Source organism: Paenibacillus sp. WG02, from assembly GCF_055396115.1.
The window spans coordinates 7,512,513-7,528,254 of sequence record NZ_AP036016.1; the positions used below are offsets into that span (position 1 = coordinate 7,512,513).

General features: G+C 47.2%; 10 protein-coding genes and 2 pseudogenes. 4 read left to right on the forward strand and 8 right to left on the reverse strand.

Going from position 1 to position 15,742, the window contains the following annotated elements; translation table 11 throughout:
- The first annotated feature begins 534 nt into the window (after positions 1 to 534).
- From ACBP55_RS33940 to ACBP55_RS33950, 3 genes are all read left to right on the forward strand, one after another.
- Entirely contained in the window at positions 535 to 1,284 is a 750-nt protein-coding gene (locus ACBP55_RS33940; RefSeq protein WP_464648034.1) for an IclR family transcriptional regulator, read from the forward strand.
- 14 nt (positions 1,285 to 1,298) lie between these two features.
- Positions 1,299 to 2,072 carry an SDR family NAD(P)-dependent oxidoreductase gene (locus ACBP55_RS33945; RefSeq protein WP_464648035.1) on the forward strand — a complete coding sequence of 258 codons (774 nt, stop codon included), beginning with the start codon at positions 1,299 to 1,301 and terminating at the stop codon, positions 2,070 to 2,072.
- A gap of 100 nt (positions 2,073 to 2,172) precedes the next feature.
- Positions 2,173 to 3,072 carry a fumarylacetoacetate hydrolase family protein gene (locus tag ACBP55_RS33950; protein WP_464648037.1) on the forward strand — a complete coding sequence of 300 codons (900 nt, stop codon included), beginning with the start codon at positions 2,173 to 2,175 and terminating at the stop codon, positions 3,070 to 3,072.
- A 68-nt stretch (positions 3,073 to 3,140) separates the two neighbouring features.
- On the opposite strand, the gene ACBP55_RS33955 is transcribed toward ACBP55_RS33950, so the two are convergent.
- From ACBP55_RS33955 to ACBP55_RS33975, 5 genes and pseudogenes are all read right to left on the reverse strand, one after another.
- Positions 3,141 to 4,325 carry an acetyl-CoA C-acetyltransferase gene (locus ACBP55_RS33955; RefSeq protein ID WP_464648039.1) on the reverse strand — a complete coding sequence of 395 codons (1,185 nt, stop codon included), beginning with the start codon at positions 4,323 to 4,325 and terminating at the stop codon, positions 3,141 to 3,143.
- Positions 4,318 to 4,998: a 3-oxoacid CoA-transferase subunit B gene (locus tag ACBP55_RS33960; RefSeq protein WP_464648041.1), complete on the reverse strand. Its 681-nt coding sequence runs from the start codon at positions 4,996 to 4,998 to the stop codon at positions 4,318 to 4,320. Before ACBP55_RS33960 ends, ACBP55_RS33955 begins: the two co-directional genes overlap by 8 nt.
- Positions 4,995 to 5,682 (reverse strand): annotated as a pseudogene (locus ACBP55_RS33965) (CoA transferase subunit A). The gene ACBP55_RS33960 and the pseudogene ACBP55_RS33965 overlap by 4 nt, the downstream one beginning before the upstream one ends.
- A gap of 68 nt (positions 5,683 to 5,750) precedes the next feature.
- Positions 5,751 to 6,537: pseudogene (locus tag ACBP55_RS33970) on the reverse strand (3-hydroxybutyrate dehydrogenase).
- A 24-nt stretch (positions 6,538 to 6,561) separates the two neighbouring features.
- Entirely contained in the window at positions 6,562 to 7,941 is a 1,380-nt protein-coding gene (locus ACBP55_RS33975) for a GntP family permease (protein WP_464648043.1), read from the reverse strand.
- Between the two features lie 174 nt (positions 7,942 to 8,115).
- Between ACBP55_RS33975 and ACBP55_RS33980 the strand changes: the two genes are divergently transcribed.
- On the forward strand, positions 8,116 to 9,006 hold the full coding sequence (locus ACBP55_RS33980) for a LysR family transcriptional regulator (protein WP_464648045.1): 891 nt from the start codon (positions 8,116 to 8,118) through the stop codon (positions 9,004 to 9,006).
- Between the two features lie 52 nt (positions 9,007 to 9,058).
- On the opposite strand, the gene ACBP55_RS33985 is transcribed toward ACBP55_RS33980, so the two are convergent.
- The 3 genes from ACBP55_RS33985 to ACBP55_RS33995 form a co-directional block, all read right to left on the reverse strand.
- A complete protein-coding gene (locus tag ACBP55_RS33985) occupies positions 9,059 to 13,057 on the reverse strand; it encodes an Ig-like domain-containing protein (RefSeq protein ID WP_464648046.1) in 3,999 nt (1,332 codons plus the stop codon).
- Between the two features lie 171 nt (positions 13,058 to 13,228).
- Positions 13,229 to 14,806 carry an extracellular solute-binding protein gene (locus ACBP55_RS33990; RefSeq protein ID WP_464648048.1) on the reverse strand — a complete coding sequence of 526 codons (1,578 nt, stop codon included), beginning with the start codon at positions 14,804 to 14,806 and terminating at the stop codon, positions 13,229 to 13,231.
- Between the two features lie 61 nt (positions 14,807 to 14,867).
- Positions 14,868 to 15,731 (reverse strand): carbohydrate ABC transporter permease, encoded by an 864-nt coding sequence (locus ACBP55_RS33995; protein ID WP_464648049.1) that lies wholly within the window; start codon positions 15,729 to 15,731, stop codon positions 14,868 to 14,870.
- Between the last annotated feature and the right edge of the window lie 11 nt (positions 15,732 to 15,742).

Genomic DNA, 15,742 nt, shown 5'->3' on the forward strand with positions numbered 1-15,742 from the left:
TGTTGTATTTTCTACAACTTTACACAAGCAAAACTGTGCCAACTCGCCCAAATGTTGCAGAACCTACAACAATTCTGCCTAAAAGTAACCGTTTAGCATGAAAACTCGCTAAATTGTTGTACCAAATACAACATCTCCAGCTTAGTGGGAAGAAACGAAGGAAATTGTTGTACGTTTTACAACATGTAAGTGCAGGTAACCTAATCTACACTTTCCACAAAGGATAAACGACGAAGATAAGTGAATTATTGTCCTAATCTTTTGGGCCATGGATGAACAACTCCGTCGTCCTATAAGACGAGCGCATACAGATTGAACCGAAGCAAGTTGGCCACCGCCATGCGGCCATGCGGCGATGCAGCGCGCGCCCGGATCAACAGAAAAAAAACGAGAAATCCTCACGGAGGGTTCTCGTTTTTTTGACGATTATATGATAAAATGGTTCTATCATATAAACTTGGTTTTGTATAAAAAACCACAATACAGAAACGCATTGTATGCGAACGATCGCTTTGCGAACAAGGAGGCCCTAACTTGGATGATAAATACCGCGTTCCGGCCATCGAACGTGCACACCTGATCCTCAAAGAAATCTCTCTGCATCCCGGTGAGTTGAAGCTCATCGACTTGTCTCGAACGCTCGCCATTAACAAAAGCTCGATGTACTCCTTGTTATTAACCATGGAGAACTTGGGGTGGATCGAAAAGGAAACCGGAGAAACCTACCGGTTAGGAAGAGAATTGTCTCGTTTCGGCCATGCCTCTATGCAGCAGCGAGACTTGAATGAATCCTTCCACAAGGAGGCTTCCTTGTCCAAGCTGAGACTGGGCGAATCATTCCAACTTGCCAAATTAGATGGCAAGGAAGTCCTTTATATCGCCAAAGAGGAAGCGCTTACGCCTGTTAGGCTAGCCTCCGAACCAGGCATGCGATTACCTGCTCATGCCACGGCACTCGGCAAGGTCATGCTGGCTGATCTGAACGATGAGGAAATTGATTTGCTTTATCGTTCTGACCAAGAACCATTTCCACATTTAACGGTTCATTCCATTACCTCATTACAAGCATTAAAGCTAAGTTTAGAACAAATCCGACAACAAGGCTATGCGCTGGACTTGGAGGAAGCCGTGCTTGGATTTAGCTGTGCGGCAGCTCCGATCCATAATGCTCAAGGTCAAGTCATTGCCGCTGTCAGCTGCTCTATGATGTTACCTCAATGGGAACAGAAAAAGCAGTCCTGTATAGAAGAAGTTTGTAAGCTGGCTCACAAACTATCCGAATAAAAAGGAGAATTCACATGCGATTACAAGACAAAGTCATTCTCATCACAGGTGCAGGATCAGGAATCGGCAAAAGCACTGCCCTCTTATTTGGACAAGAAGGCGCGCAAGTCATCGTGAACGATCTCGACGTCATCAAAGGACAGGAAACGGCGGATGAAATTATCCGGGCTGGCGGAACAGCAGCTTACATACAAGCGGACGTTACCCAAGCCGAGTCCGTCAGTCAGATGGTAGAGCAAATCATACAGAAACATGGCCGTATTGACGTACTTTTCAACAATGCCGGAATTAGTGGTGTAGGCGCGCTTCATGAGCTCGAACCTGACGCCTGGGACCGCATCATGAGCGTAAATGTCAAAGGTGTATTCTTACCTTCTAAGTATGTCGTGCCGCATATGATGGATCGCAAGTCCGGCTCTATTATTAACATGTCTTCTTGTATAGCTGAAATAGGTCTGGCTCGCCGGGCATCTTACGCAGCAACCAAAGGCGCTGTCCTCGCATTGACCAAATCCATGCAGGTGGATTATGCCGCCTATGGCATCCGGGTGAATGCGCTGCTGCCGGGGACCATTTTAACCCCTTTCGTAGAAAACTATCTCCGCACCTCCTATGACGATCCCGAAGCTGCCATTGCCTCTTTAAAAACTAGACAGCTGAGCAACGAATTGGGCCGTCCAGAAGACGTCGCGCTAGCGGCTTTGTTCCTCGCTTCAGACGATTCCAAATTTATGATGGGTTCACCGTTATATATTGATGGAGGCGTGACTTTCGGCAAAAACGCTTAAGCAGCGGCCCCTATTCTGCATTATTCATTTATTTGTGTATTCACTTATTCACTCACACATTCATTCACTTATTCACTCATTCATTCAGGAGGTTTTTCTAATGAAACTGCTTACTTTCAGGAAAAATGATTCGTTCACCCTTGGCATCCAAACCGAGTTTGGCGTGCTGGATGTCGTTCAAGCTGTCAAGCAGCTGTCGGCAGCATTCACCGTCCCTACCACTGTTCACGAAGCCATTAATGGCGGGGCAGCCGCTACCAATGCATTACTTAACCTTGTTAATCTTGTCCTAGAGCGCGAAGACCGCGCTTCCTTACTGCTAAGCGAAGAGACAATGATTTACGGCCCCTGCGTTACGCATCCTAACAAAATCATTTGCGTAGGTCTGAACTATCGCAAGCATGCTGAAGAAACGAATGCCCCGATCCCGCAATACCCGATTCTTTTCAACAAATTTAATAATACGCTTACCGGGCACGGGCATGACATTGCACTACCTCGTGTAACCAAGGAAGTCGATTACGAAGCCGAGCTAGTCATCGTGATTGGTAAACAGGCCAAATACGTGCCAAAAGAAGAAGCCTTGGATCACGTGTACGGATATTGCTGCGTGAATGACCTTTCTGCGCGTGATTTGCAAATGCGGACCCAGCAATGGCTGCTTGGCAAATCGTGCGATGACTTCAGTCCACTTGGTCCTTATCTAGTGACAGCGGATGAAGTCGGCAATCCGAATAACCTGCAGATTAGCACCACTGTCAACGGCAAAATACGCCAAAACTCGAACACGGCGGATATGATTTTCCACTGTGACGAAATTGTCAGCTATATTTCTCAGCATATGACGCTGTATCCGGGAGACATCATTCTAACAGGTACACCAGAAGGTGTTGTGCTCGGCGATCCAGTTGATAAGCGCGTATACTTAAAAGACGGCGATGTCGTGACGATTTCTATCGAGAAATTAGGCAGCTTGACCAATCGCATGGTTAACGAATAACTAGCTTGCGTGTTTAAAAACCGAAACAGCAAAAAAGCAAGCCGCAGCGGCTTGCTTTTTTGCTCCACTTAACCTCGCTCCGCCAACATCGCAACACCTTGTCCGCCGCCAATACATAACGCAGCCACACCCAGCTTGCCTTCTCTCTTCTCCAGCTCATGCAGCAGCGTAACCAGAATGCGGGCTCCGCTTGCACCAATCGGGTGCCCAATGGCAATCGATCCTCCATTGACATTTAATTTCTCCCTTGGGATGCCCAGCTCTCGTCCAACGGCTAAAGACTGAGAAGCAAAAGCTTCATTCAGCTCAAATAAGTCAACGCTATCTAATGAAACTCCTGATTTGCGAAGAAGCTTACGAACCGCATCAACGGGTCCCATGCCCATCATAGATGGATCTAAGGCTGCGTTCGCATAGCCTTTGATACGAGCCAAGGGTTTAAGTCCAAGCACCTTAGCCTTATCCGCAGACATAACAACCAGCGCAGCGGCTCCGTCATTAATGCCAGACGCGTTGCCAGCCGTAACCGTTCCCTCTTTTTTGAAAGCAGGACGGAGCTTCCCAAGTATTTCAGCTGTTGTCCCCGCTCGAGGAAACTCATCTTGCGCGAATAGCACCGGTTCACCTTTTCTTTGCGGAATGGCTACAGGCACTATCTCGTCCTTGAATCTACCAGATTCAATCGCCTGTTCCGCCTTCAGTTGGCTCCACGCCGCAAACTCATCCTGCTCTGCACGTGTAACGCGATGATGCTCCGCTATATTCTCGGCCGTGATGCCCATATGGATATCGCACATCGCGCACCATAACCCATCCCGAATCATCGAATCCACCATCGTGCTGTCACCAAACCGCAGGCCCGAACGCGCCCCGGGCAGCAGATAGGGCGCCTGCGTCATATTTTCCATACCGCCAGCCACCACGATATCCGCATCTCCGAGGCTCACAGACTGTGCCGCCAGCATGACGGCCTTCAGGCCCGAACCACACACCTTGTTAATCGTCATCGCTGGAACGAGTTGCGAATACCCCGCCTTCAGCCAAGCTTGCCGGGCTGGGTTTTGCCCTACTCCTGCCTGAAGCACGTTACCCATGATGACTTCGTCTACTTGGCTGTCTGCCAGATTCGCTCTCTTCAATGCCTCTTGGATGACCGTACTGCCGAGTTCAGGCGCAGATATGTCCGCCAATGCTCCCTGAAAGCTGCCAACGGCTGTACGGACTGCGCTAACAATAACGACTTCTCTACTCATGACGATCTCCTTTGCTTACCTGAAGTTCACTTTGTAAGAGAGGGCCTATTGTAAAACGCGCCTCGGTGTTAGAGAGAACCTCTTCCATCGTTACGCCTGGCTGTATGCCCGATAACACCATGCCCTCTTCGGTAAAATCAAAAACGGCTAAATCCGTAATCAGTCGATTCACTACACCTTTGCCTGTCAAAGGCAGGGTGCATGTTTTTTTAACCTTCGACTCACCTGATTTATTCACATGTTCCATGATGACGATGATCCGTTTGGCGCCGTTGACCAAATCCATGGCGCCGCCCATCCCTTTCACCATTTTCCCAGGAATCATCCAGTTGGCAAGGTCACCGTTCTCCGCTACCTCCATACCGCCAAGAATGGCCAAGTCTATATGGCCGCCTCGAATCATCGCGAACGATTCTGCACTGTCAAAAAAAGAAGCGCCCGCAACAGCCGTTACCGTTTCCTTGCCGGCATTAATCAAATCCGGATCTTCTTCCCCCGTATAGGGGTAGGCTCCGATACCCAAAAGCCCATTTTCCGATTGCAGCATAACCGTCATTTCCGGGGGAATATAATTGGCGACAAGTGTCGGCAAACCAATGCCTAAATTGACATACATGCCATCTTTTATTTCTTCGACTGCGCATTTAATGATCGTTAGACGGTCGTTTTTCATACCGATACCTCCTTACTTCGAACGGTGAGACGCTCAATCCGTTTTTCATAGGACGCCCCCTTCACAATTCGCTGCACATAGATACCTGGCGTATGAATATCGTCCGGGTTCAGCTCGCCTGCCTGCACAATTTCTTCCACCTCAACAATCGTCACTTTCCCTGCTGCTGCTGCCAGCGGATTAAAGTTACGCGATGTTTTGCGGAACACGAGATTGCCCAGCGGGTCAGCTTTCCAAGCTTTAACCAAGGCAAAATCGCCGACAATCCCTTTTTCCAATAAATAAGTGCGTCCGTCAAATGTTTTGAGCTCCTTGCCCTCGGCGACTAAAGTGCCTACGCCTGAAGCTGTATAAAATCCCGGAAATACCGGCTCCGCCAGCGCGAATTCGTTCGGCAAGCGTCCCTTGTGGAACTAACTCAACTTCGAGCTCCCCGCTTAAAAACTGCTGCTCAAACGTTTTGTTTTCTCCCACGTAGGAGGAAATCATTTTCTTGATTTGTTTGTTGGCCAGCAGCAGTCCAAGTCCGCAATCATCAACCCCGCAGTTGTTGCTAACTACGCACAAATCTTTGGTCCCTTGCGCTTTAAGCGCCGTAATTAAATTCTCTGGAATTCCGCAGAGCCCGAAACCGCCAACAATTAACGTAGCTCCGTCACGAATATCCGCTACAGCTTCCTCCATGGAAGAACATATTTTATTCAAGGTGATCCCTCTCCAATCCCTAACCCTATCCCTAGGTTGATTTATCTCTACTGTGCCGTGTATCCGCCGTCGATTAATAGTGAAGCTCCCGTAACACCTCGTAATTTATCGCTTGCAATCAACATGGCATAGTCAGCAATTTCCTCTACAGCCAAGAGGCGCCTTTGGGGAACCAAAGGGTAAATAACTTCTTCAAGGACGCTTTCCAATGGAACATTGCGCGTTTTCGCCAAGTCCTGCAGACTGGCCTCTAACAAGAGGTGTATCTACATAGCCCGGGCACAGCGCGTTCACCGTAATGCCGTGAGCAGCACCTTCTAGTGCCGCTACCTTCGTCAAGCCAATCAACCCGTGCTTTGCGCTGTTATAGGCCGCTTTGCCTGCAAATCCAATGACCCCGTTGATCGAAGCCATATTAATAATCCGACCAAAGCCTTGTTCCTTCATGATAGGGAAAGCATGCTTAATTCCGATAAAAGCACCCGTCAGCATCACCTTGATCATAAATTCAAACTTTTCTACGGGGAAATCCTCAAGGGGTGCTACGTGCTGTAAGCCTGCATTATTGACGAGAATGTCAAGCCGTTTATAGGTTTGAACCACGGTTTCAATGGCTTCGACAAATTGCGTCTCCTGCGTTACATCACATTTGACCCCTATCGCTTCAAAGCCTTCTTCCTGCAACCGCAGCGCAGCCAGATTCGCTTGTTCACCATTTATGTCGGAAATGACCACCTTGGCTCCTTCCCGAGCATAAGTGCGAGCGATTTCAAGGCCAATACCGCTTGCAGCCCCTGTTATCAAAGCGACTCTTTTTTCCAAGAACCTAGCCATTGCGCATACCTCCATCTTTAACTGTTAAAAAATCGATAAAATGATCGCGAGCACGAGAACCGTTACTGTTTTGATAACCGTAATTGCGAAAATATCCTTGTACGATTGTCGATGCGTGAGTCCTGTAATCGCAAGGAGTGTGATAACGGCACCATTATGAGGAAGCGTATCCATCCCACCTGATGCCATCGAAGCAATCCGGTGCAACAGTTCCGGGCTAATCCCTGCATTGTTGGCTGCTTCCAAATATTGCTTACCCATGACTTCCAAAGCAATGGACAGACCTCCTGATGCAGAGCCCGTTACACCGGCCAACACGTTGACAGAAATCGCTTCAGAGATAAGCGGATGAGAGCTTAAGCCAAGAATCCAACCTTGAATAGCTTTGAATCCTGGCAGCGTTTTTACGACATTACCGAAGCCTACCTCTGAAGCTGTGTTGAAAATAGCAAGCAGCGCACCCATTGCTGCAGCAGTTAAGCCCGCTGCCAATTTACTTTGGACAACACGCGCATTAATGCAAATCGCAGACAGAATACCGATGAGCAAGGCCACGATCAATGCCCAAGAAGACGACACCGTTTTTACGTTGGCAATATTAAACGTTTTCAAAAGTTCAGCTGAATACCAGTTGTTTACCGTTAAGAAACCTCTGCTCAGCAAATAGTTGAATACCAATACAAGCACTAATGGGATGATGGACACCCAGAGATTCGGATATTTCTGATTGTCTAGCCCCTCAGGCTCATTCTTATGTCCTAATCCATAGCCTTCACCAGCAGTTTCCGCTTGCTTGCGTCTGCGTTCCAACCAGAACAGCCCTAAGCCAAATACGATAAGACCGCCGATAATACCAAGGATTGGAGCCGCGTAAGAATCCGTTCCGAAATAGGTTGTAGGAATAATATTTTGAATTTGCGGTGTCCCTGGAAGTGCATCCATTGTAAAAGTAAACGCTCCCAAAGCAATCGTACCGGGAATCAATCTCTTCGGAATATTCGCTTCTCGGAAGATCGAAACAGCGAAAGGGTACACTGCAAACGCTACCACAAATAAAGAAACACCGCCGTAAGTTAAGATACCACAAGCAAGGACAACGGAAAGCATCGCTCTCTTCGATCCCAATGCCTTCACTAACGATTGCGCAATGGAGGACGCCGCACCGTTCAATTCCATCACTTTACCGAACACAGCTCCCAATAGGAAAATTGGGAAAAAGTTTTTCACATAATTTGCTGCGTTCACCATATACACTTCTGTATAGCTCGGCATTAAAGCAATTCCCGAAATCAATACAGCCAGCAAGGTGAAAATAGGTGCAAACACGATGACCGGATAGCCTCTGTAAGCAAAAAACATCAGCAGGCCTAAGGATAACACAATCGCTACAACCTCAATAAACATGTTCTGTTCTCCTTTATCGTCATTTGTAAAGCGCTTCCAACTTGTTTGGTATGAATAAACTGTTTACATTACATTTGGATTAATTTCAGTTTACATGCAGAATCCTAACAGGTAAAATTCATATTTGGAATGACAATCATGAAAAAATGCTATGGGTCGGGGAGGGATGATCCTTTGGATTTACGCCAGTTAACTTATTTGCTTGAAATTGCTAAACACATGAATTTTACTAAAGCGGCCGAAGCCCTTCACCTCTCACAACCAACACTCAGCAAAATGGTGAAAAATATAGAAGAAGAACTGGGCGTTTCTTTATTTGATCGTTCAGGTAAATATGTGCAATTGACGGACTCGGGCGAGATCGCCGTTCAACAGATTCAAGTCATCGTTCAGGCTGTCCAAGATCTTCATCACCTCTTAGATGATGTCTCCAACCTAAAAAAAGGAACCATCACCATAGGGTTGCCCCCAGTAGTTGGTTCCGTTTTCTTTACACGAGTTATCGCAAAGTTCCAAATGAAACACCCGAATATCCACTTCCAACTTGTCGAAGAAGGCGCTAAGAATGTAGAAAACCTGGTGCAAAATCGAAAGCTTGATCTTGGTGTGGTGGTTGGGCCTGTAGACACGTCTAACTTTGAAACCTTGCCTTTTATCTATCAAAAATTAGCGCTCATCATCCATCGTTCTCATCCGCTAGCTGAGCAATCCAGCGTTTCTCTGCAACAGCTTAGAAATGAACCCTTTATCCTGTTCCCTAGCGGCTATGCCGTTCGAAATCATGTCATTCATGCCTGTCGATCCATAGGATTCGATCCTTCCGTTGTCTACGAAAGCTCGCAGTGGGACCTTTTGGCTGAAATGGTTGCTTCGAATGCAGGCATTTCCATCATACCCGAGACGATTTGCAGTAAAATCACTTGTCACGAAGTACTCACGTTACCTTTAATAGAGCCTTCTATTCCCTGGAATTTAGTCATTATTTGGCCCAAAGATCACTACGTTTCTTACGCAATGCGTGAATTTATTTCCTTTAGCCAAGAGCTTTCGGAGACAGAGATTTGACTCTACCCACATTCACTTAATGTTGGGGTCTGAGGTCATTCGAAGATGAATATTACTTAGTTACTTTTACAATCATCTTATCGCTGGACATGGTTCCCGCATGGTTAACGAGCTCAGCGCGATACTCATAGGTGCCTATTGCTCTATTTGCTACGGTCGCCATTGCAGATTGAGCAGCCGGTGTATGGCTTGTCATTGCTTGTGTATAGATGAGAATATTGTTTTCGTATAAATTATAGGTCGTTCCATTCGTTCCCCACCACATATTCATGTCAACTTTGAAATTGCCGTCGCCATCCCAGTTGTCATTGGAAAGGGCCGGTTTCACCGGTGTTGCCTGAGTAACGATAACGGTCATAATGTCACTTCTCGTTGTGCCAAAAGTATTGGTGAGTTCAGCGTAGTAGCGGTAGGTCCCATTCATCTTGTAGGTAACTGACGTTACGGTAGATTGGGCACTCGGTGAATTATCCACAAGAATTTGGGTCTCGATGAGCACATCATTTTCATACAGCTTATAGATTCTACCGTTATCTCCCCACCACATATCCATTTTCACCCTGTAATTGCCGTCTTGAATGCCAGTATCATATCCATTGTCATTAGACAGATCAGGTTTTCCCGGCACTCCTTTGCTTTTCGTAATCACAATGTCCACGATCGTCATCGAATACGGCTTCAATTGGATCTGTCCGGCAAAGCTTGAGACAGGTGTCTCTGGCAACGGATTGACCTGAGGAGCGTCCAGCCAGCCCGCATTCGGGTTGGTCAGGTAGTCCGGCAAAGGATTTTCTCCTCCGTATATCCAATTCGTCTTGAGCTCCGCTTCTGGAACGGATACGTTAACCGGGTTCATCGTGCGGTTGGCAAATACGACCTTCTTAATGCCGCTTGCATCACCGAATCCCCATGCGCCAACATCCGCGACATTATAATATACATCCGTTGCTATAAAGCGAAGCTTTTCATTTTGAACGTTGCCCTGTGCAAGATTGATCTTGTAGTAACTGCTGTTTGCGTCAAGCAAATCGCCTAATGCTTTAAATACATGAAAATTCGGTAATTTGACGAGATCGCCATTCGATGCCTGCTGCACGATTCCAAACCCCTGAGTATCCACCATCGCATGTACGTCGGTAATCGTTACTGCTCCTGACTCGATCATTTGCAGCACCCGTTCCATATTGTGGATCGCAAATCCTGGTGTCTTCATGAACTGTTTGCGTGCCTTCTCGTTCAAGTCCGTCTCTCCGAAAATGACCGTCGGAAGCGAGGACCATTCCGTTACCCACATTTCCTTGCCCGGGAATTGATTTTTTTGAATGATGAGCCCTTCCAATGCGCTTTGGTTATACGTATACAAATAGTCCATCATCTTGCTGTTCGTCAAATCATTCAGATACGGGATAGGGGAATACACGTGGACAATGATCGCATCGTAGAAACTGGTGTCTTGCGCCAGGCTCTGATTCCAAGCAGCAACCCGTCCCCCCTGCGTTGCTCCCCAGTCGACGTTAGGATCTGGCTGATTATTGGGGTCAGCCGCGATCCTGTCTTCAAGGTCTTTCGCGACCGCGACAATACCAACTTTTATGGTTGGGTCGATGCTTTTGATGCCCTGATAAATCAATTTGCATTTTGCAATGTACTCGTTTACCGATGGGAACGCTTTATCAAAGAAAATCGAATATAGCTCATTCCCCATTTCCACATAAATAGGCTGGGTTGTCAGCTGCTTCATCTGCCGAATTTGAGTCAAAATTTCATCTACCGACTGAGAGATGACATTCAAGTCATATACGTACGGCACACCCAAAGTATTGGCCAGATGGTACGAATTCGCAAGGGATAGCCCTGGATAGCCCGGCTTTAAGCTTACATTTTCAATAGCCCCGATCGTTTTATTTCCGTAAAATTGCTGATAACGCGGATCCTTCGAATTAATAAGGGTACCTTCGTTGTACATGTAGAAATCAGCGCCTGTTCCATCCGGACCACGCACGTTTTGCAGCTTGAGTTCCATGCCGAGATTATCATGACTTGCAGGTTGAAAGTCGGTCACCCTGCCGATTTTTAAAACTTGTTCGTTATGCACCCCTAATAGATAGGGCGGCAAAGCATACGGAGTCGTATCGATCTGGAATTCCGCAGATGAAACGGTTGGACCCGGTATAGGATTCACCGTAACCTGGGTTGTGGCCGAAAATCCGCCGTCTACCGTAGTAACAGTAACCGTCGTCGTCCCGGCGGACAACGCTTTGATCGCTCTGGACTTGCTTGCTCCGCCGAACAAGCTTGCCACGGATGGGTCGCTGATTGACCATACGGTAAACGGGTTATCGGCATCAGTTGGAGCGATCGTCGCCGTAAGCTCCTCGGATTCCCCAACATATAGCGAAGTACTGGTCTTATTTAGGGAAACGCCTGTTGGCCGTACATAGACGATAACGTCACTCTTATCTTGATAGGAACCATCATACGTTGCAGCGGTAATAGTAGCCTGCCCCTTTGCGACGGCTGTGACAACACCAGTTTGATCGACTGTTGCTACAGCATGGTTGCTTGAGCTCAATACGACATTTTTGCCAGTTTTATTGGTGATCGGAATAGGCGCACTATTTCCTCTGGCGTAAGCGGCCAGCTTGGTGCCCATGACTAATTTCGAGCTTTCATGGTTCCAAATTTTAATATCATCAATAGTCGCCTTTAGATTGTAAGTAGTCAACTGCACCTTGCCAAATGAATACGCAACGTTGGAAATGGCTCCCGCAAACGTATAATCAGCATCCGCTGCGCTTTTTACATATACTTGAACCGAATCGTCCAAAGCAGCCAGTTTGATATCGTAATCTATCCCTTGATTAAATGCTGCGGAATAAAAAGACTGCTCCGTACCGCCTGCTTTAATATAGCTTAACCCGGTCCCCCTGATCAGCAGCCGTGTGTAATCGGATTCGCTCACATATCTAAGCTTAATGGAAATGAAGTTTCCGGCCAAATTGTCTCCACGATTAAACCGCATCGAAATCGTCTGATTTCTCCATTGTGCATTCGCCCCTTTGAGTTCAATCAGAGAGGAAGCGGTTGTTGTCGAAGATAAGCGGGAATTATCAACCATCCAAGTCCCCTGTACAGGATTCCATAGATTCATGCCATTGCTGAAATCATCCTGGAACTGCAATACCCCTATGGAATCCACCGGATCTTTCACATAGATATCGAATTTCACTTGCGACAAATTGTCTGCCGTAGCGGCAGTAATAGTAACTAGTCCTCTGCTTAATCCGGTAACCATACCGTTTCCATCAATAGTTGCCTTCGCCGCATCGCCAGAAGTCCATATAACCGAATTTCCAGTCGCATTTATTAATTGCATATTGGATTGACTTCCCACGTTCAAAGAAGACAATATGTTTCCGTTAGCCATAAAAGCCGAATCGCGCAAATTGGCAACGCTTACATTATCGAACTGCACTTTATCGTTGAAGGTTGAAAATCTGACCTTCCCACTTTGAACGGGTACGCCCGTAATCGTTCCTACACTCGTATAATCGATTTCCGATTCCGTTTTTGCATATACGGTTGCCGTGCTTCCCGATATATTCATCTTGATGTCGTAGTTACTGCCAACGGTAAATTTATAGCCGGAAAGGGACACCTCGCTAGACCCATTAATGGTATAACTTAGCCCGATAGGCCGGATCATCAAGCTCAAATTGCTGGTATTGCTAATATACCTCGTATATACTCTTGTAAATCCACCTCCCGGCGTTTCCAAGATTTTCAGCCTGAAATCAACGATTTGATCCTGCCAAACCGAATTCGTCCCTTTCATCTCAATATTGTTCGAGCTGGACGTTGTAACGCGAAGTGCGCCATTATCAACGACCCATGACCCGTTAATTCCATTCCACAGTGACATCCCTGTACTGAAATCATCCTGGAACTGAAGGACGCCTGTACTTCCAGTGGCAAATCCTTTAGGTAGCGGGAGTAACAACGAAACTAGAAGAGTACATAAAATGAGCCCCGACATTATCTTTTTATACATTATGCATCCATCCTTTCTTCATTTTCATTAATGGAGTTTGAATGAATGGACCTCCAATCTCACCGTAAAGGCCCCAAAAGTAGAAAGCGCTTTCTATTTTGATCAAAACGAATGCAAACGCTTGGTTTGCATCCGTCTTTCCAAATCCATTTTCTGGCGTCAGGAGAGTCCTTACTTCGAGCCGTAAGTCCGCTTATAGGCCGTGTTGTACATATTCACAATGTCATCCAGGCCGAGCTTTTTCGACTGCTCGATTAAGTCATTGATTTTCTCATCGTTGATCGGTGTTTTCCCCATCACGAATTCAGCCATCCTCTGATCCAGATATTTCGTGAGATTGTTCAACTTCGACTTCTCCATCTCCTGCTCTTCTTTCGTCTTCACGTAGGATCGCGGAGCCGAGATGACAAGCGGTTCGTAAGCCGCATTGATCTTCTTCGTCTTCTCGTCCAAAGCGCTTTCCCAAGCCAAGCGCGGGAGAGCGAAGTCAAAGCCGATCATCGGATACCAGACGCCGTAATCGCGACGAAGCGTGTTGTATGGGGCCGTTCCGAACTCCTCCATAAAACGAGGCTTTCCGTCCACCATTTTATACGTCTTACCCTCGATACCAAGATTAAGCAGTTTCTTGCCTTCTTCGCCAACTAAATAATCGATAAGTTTGACTGCCGCTTGCTTGTCTTTGACTTTGGCAGATACCGCCATGCCCAGACTTCCAACAACCGGACGGGAGAACAAATAATTTTTCACACCTGGAGCAGTAACAGGTAGAAATCCGTCCAAATTGAATTGCTGATTGCCGCTTGCTGTGCGCGCTTTGCTCTGGAGAAGTTCGACATCCGCTTTCCAATAGTAGGTGACGAACGATTTGCTCGAGATCAGCCGCTCGTCATATTGCGCCCGTGTCAGCAGCGAATATTCGGGGTCTAGCAGTTTCTCACTGTACAATTTATTCATGAATTGGAGAGCTTCCTTGAATCCTTTCTGATTCCCAGTAAATGCAAATTGATCGTTCTCGGGATTCAGATTGATATAACCTTGTATACCGGTAAATGCTTTCATAAATACGCCATACACCCCCATCTCGCCGGACTCAGGCGGGGTCAACGTAAGCGGGTAGGAATCAGGATTCTGCTGCTTGAACGCTTTGAGGAGCTGGTAGAGCTCATCGAGGGTTGTCGGCGCTTTCAAACCGTATTTATCCATCAGATCTTGTCGCACATACCAGGCCTGGTTGAATCCTTTTCCCCCGATATAGCTGTCCAGTTGAGGAATCGTGTACAAGCCTCCATCCGCTGCGGTGGCCTGCGCCTTCGCTTCCGGATTCGAATCGAAAAACTTCTTGATATTGGGGGCCTGATCCAGGTAATCCTTCAGATTTAGAAATATCTTCTCTTGACCATACTCCCGGCCCTCCTGATTGGTCACCAACATCAAATCGGTAACCGAATTGGTCGCAATCAGAATCTTTTGCTTCTCGGCAAAAGATGCGGCTGGAACCGCCTGAAATTCAATCTTGGCACCTGTTTTCTTCTCAAGCTCCTTGAACACTTCCCAGTCTTGACGCACAGGCCCTTCGACGCGATCGGCAACAAGCCACGTGAACACAGACGATTTCGGCTTCGCCGCTCCTGAATCACTTGTTACCGGATCCGGCGATTGGCTGGCTTTCCCTCCGCTGCTGCAAGCCGTTGCAATCCCGGCAAGCAGGACCGGGACAAGCATCGCCGCTATCTTCTTCTTTTTCATATTGCAAACCTCCCATTATCTAGTTTTATCTATAGAAAACAGATTCGATGTGAATCCGACTCTATCCTTTTACTCCACCTATCATGCTGCCTTGAACGAAATGTTTCTGAACAAACGGGTACACGCACAGAATAGGTAGCGTTGCAATCATAATCAGCGCATACTTCACCGTTTCCATCGAATTGAGATCGCCTTCGCCCTGCGGCGGATTCAAACCTTCGATCAGATAGCTGCGCAGCATGATCTGCAGAGGATACATGTGCTTTTCGTTCAAGTAAAGGAGCGCATCGAAAAAGGCATTCCACTGTCCGACGGCTGTAAACAAGCTAATCGTCATGATAACCGGCATGGAGAGCGGAATCACAGTGTGCAGCAGTACTTGCACCGGCCCGCAGCCGTCTATCGTCGCGGCATCTTCAATCTCCTGCGGAAGCGCTTCAAAAAAGGTCCGCATAATAAAGAGGTGCCAGGTGCTGATCAGCGAAGGAAGGACAATCGCCCATATCGTGTTTAGCAAATTCAACTGCTTCACGACCATGAAGGTCGGAATCAGTCCACCGCTGAACAGCATCGTAAAGGCAGCAAGCATCAGGATCGCCCGTCTGCCGGGCAGCCATCTCTTGGCCAGTGGATAAGCCATCGCAGCCGTCGCAAACACGGTCAGCAGCGTATGGAAGAGCGTGTAGCGGATCGTATTCCAGTAGCTGAGCCATAGTTGTTTATCCAAAGCTAGCCGTTCGTAAGCAATCAGAGTAATCCCTTTAGGCCATAGCACGATCTTTCCTGCCGCTACCATGGCGTTGTTACTGATAGAAACTGAGAACACAAAAACCATCGGATACAGCATAACGATAATCAATAACAGCATGATAAGTACGTTGAAGAAGTCGAACAACTTCGATGGAAAACTTTGCTTGGTATGCATGTGTACCTCCT

Coding starts and splice junctions, on each gene's coding strand:
- ACBP55_RS33985 (WP_464648046.1), bottom strand. CDS start 13,057: ATGTATAAAAAGATAATGTCGGGGCTCATTTTATGTACTCTTCTAGTT.
- ACBP55_RS33950 (WP_464648037.1), top strand. CDS start 2,173: ATGAAACTGCTTACTTTCAGGAAAAATGATTCGTTCACCCTTGGCATC.
- ACBP55_RS33975 (WP_464648043.1), bottom strand. CDS start 7,941: ATGTTTATTGAGGTTGTAGCGATTGTGTTATCCTTAGGCCTGCTGATG.
- ACBP55_RS33960 (WP_464648041.1), bottom strand. CDS start 4,998: ATGAAAAACGACCGTCTAACGATCATTAAATGCGCAGTCGAAGAAATA.
- ACBP55_RS33990 (WP_464648048.1), bottom strand. CDS start 14,806: ATGAAAAAGAAGAAGATAGCGGCGATGCTTGTCCCGGTCCTGCTTGCC.
- ACBP55_RS33995 (WP_464648049.1), bottom strand. CDS start 15,731: ATGCATACCAAGCAAAGTTTTCCATCGAAGTTGTTCGACTTCTTCAAC.
- ACBP55_RS33945 (WP_464648035.1), top strand. CDS start 1,299: ATGCGATTACAAGACAAAGTCATTCTCATCACAGGTGCAGGATCAGGA.
- ACBP55_RS33955 (WP_464648039.1), bottom strand. CDS start 4,325: ATGAGTAGAGAAGTCGTTATTGTTAGCGCAGTCCGTACAGCCGTTGGC.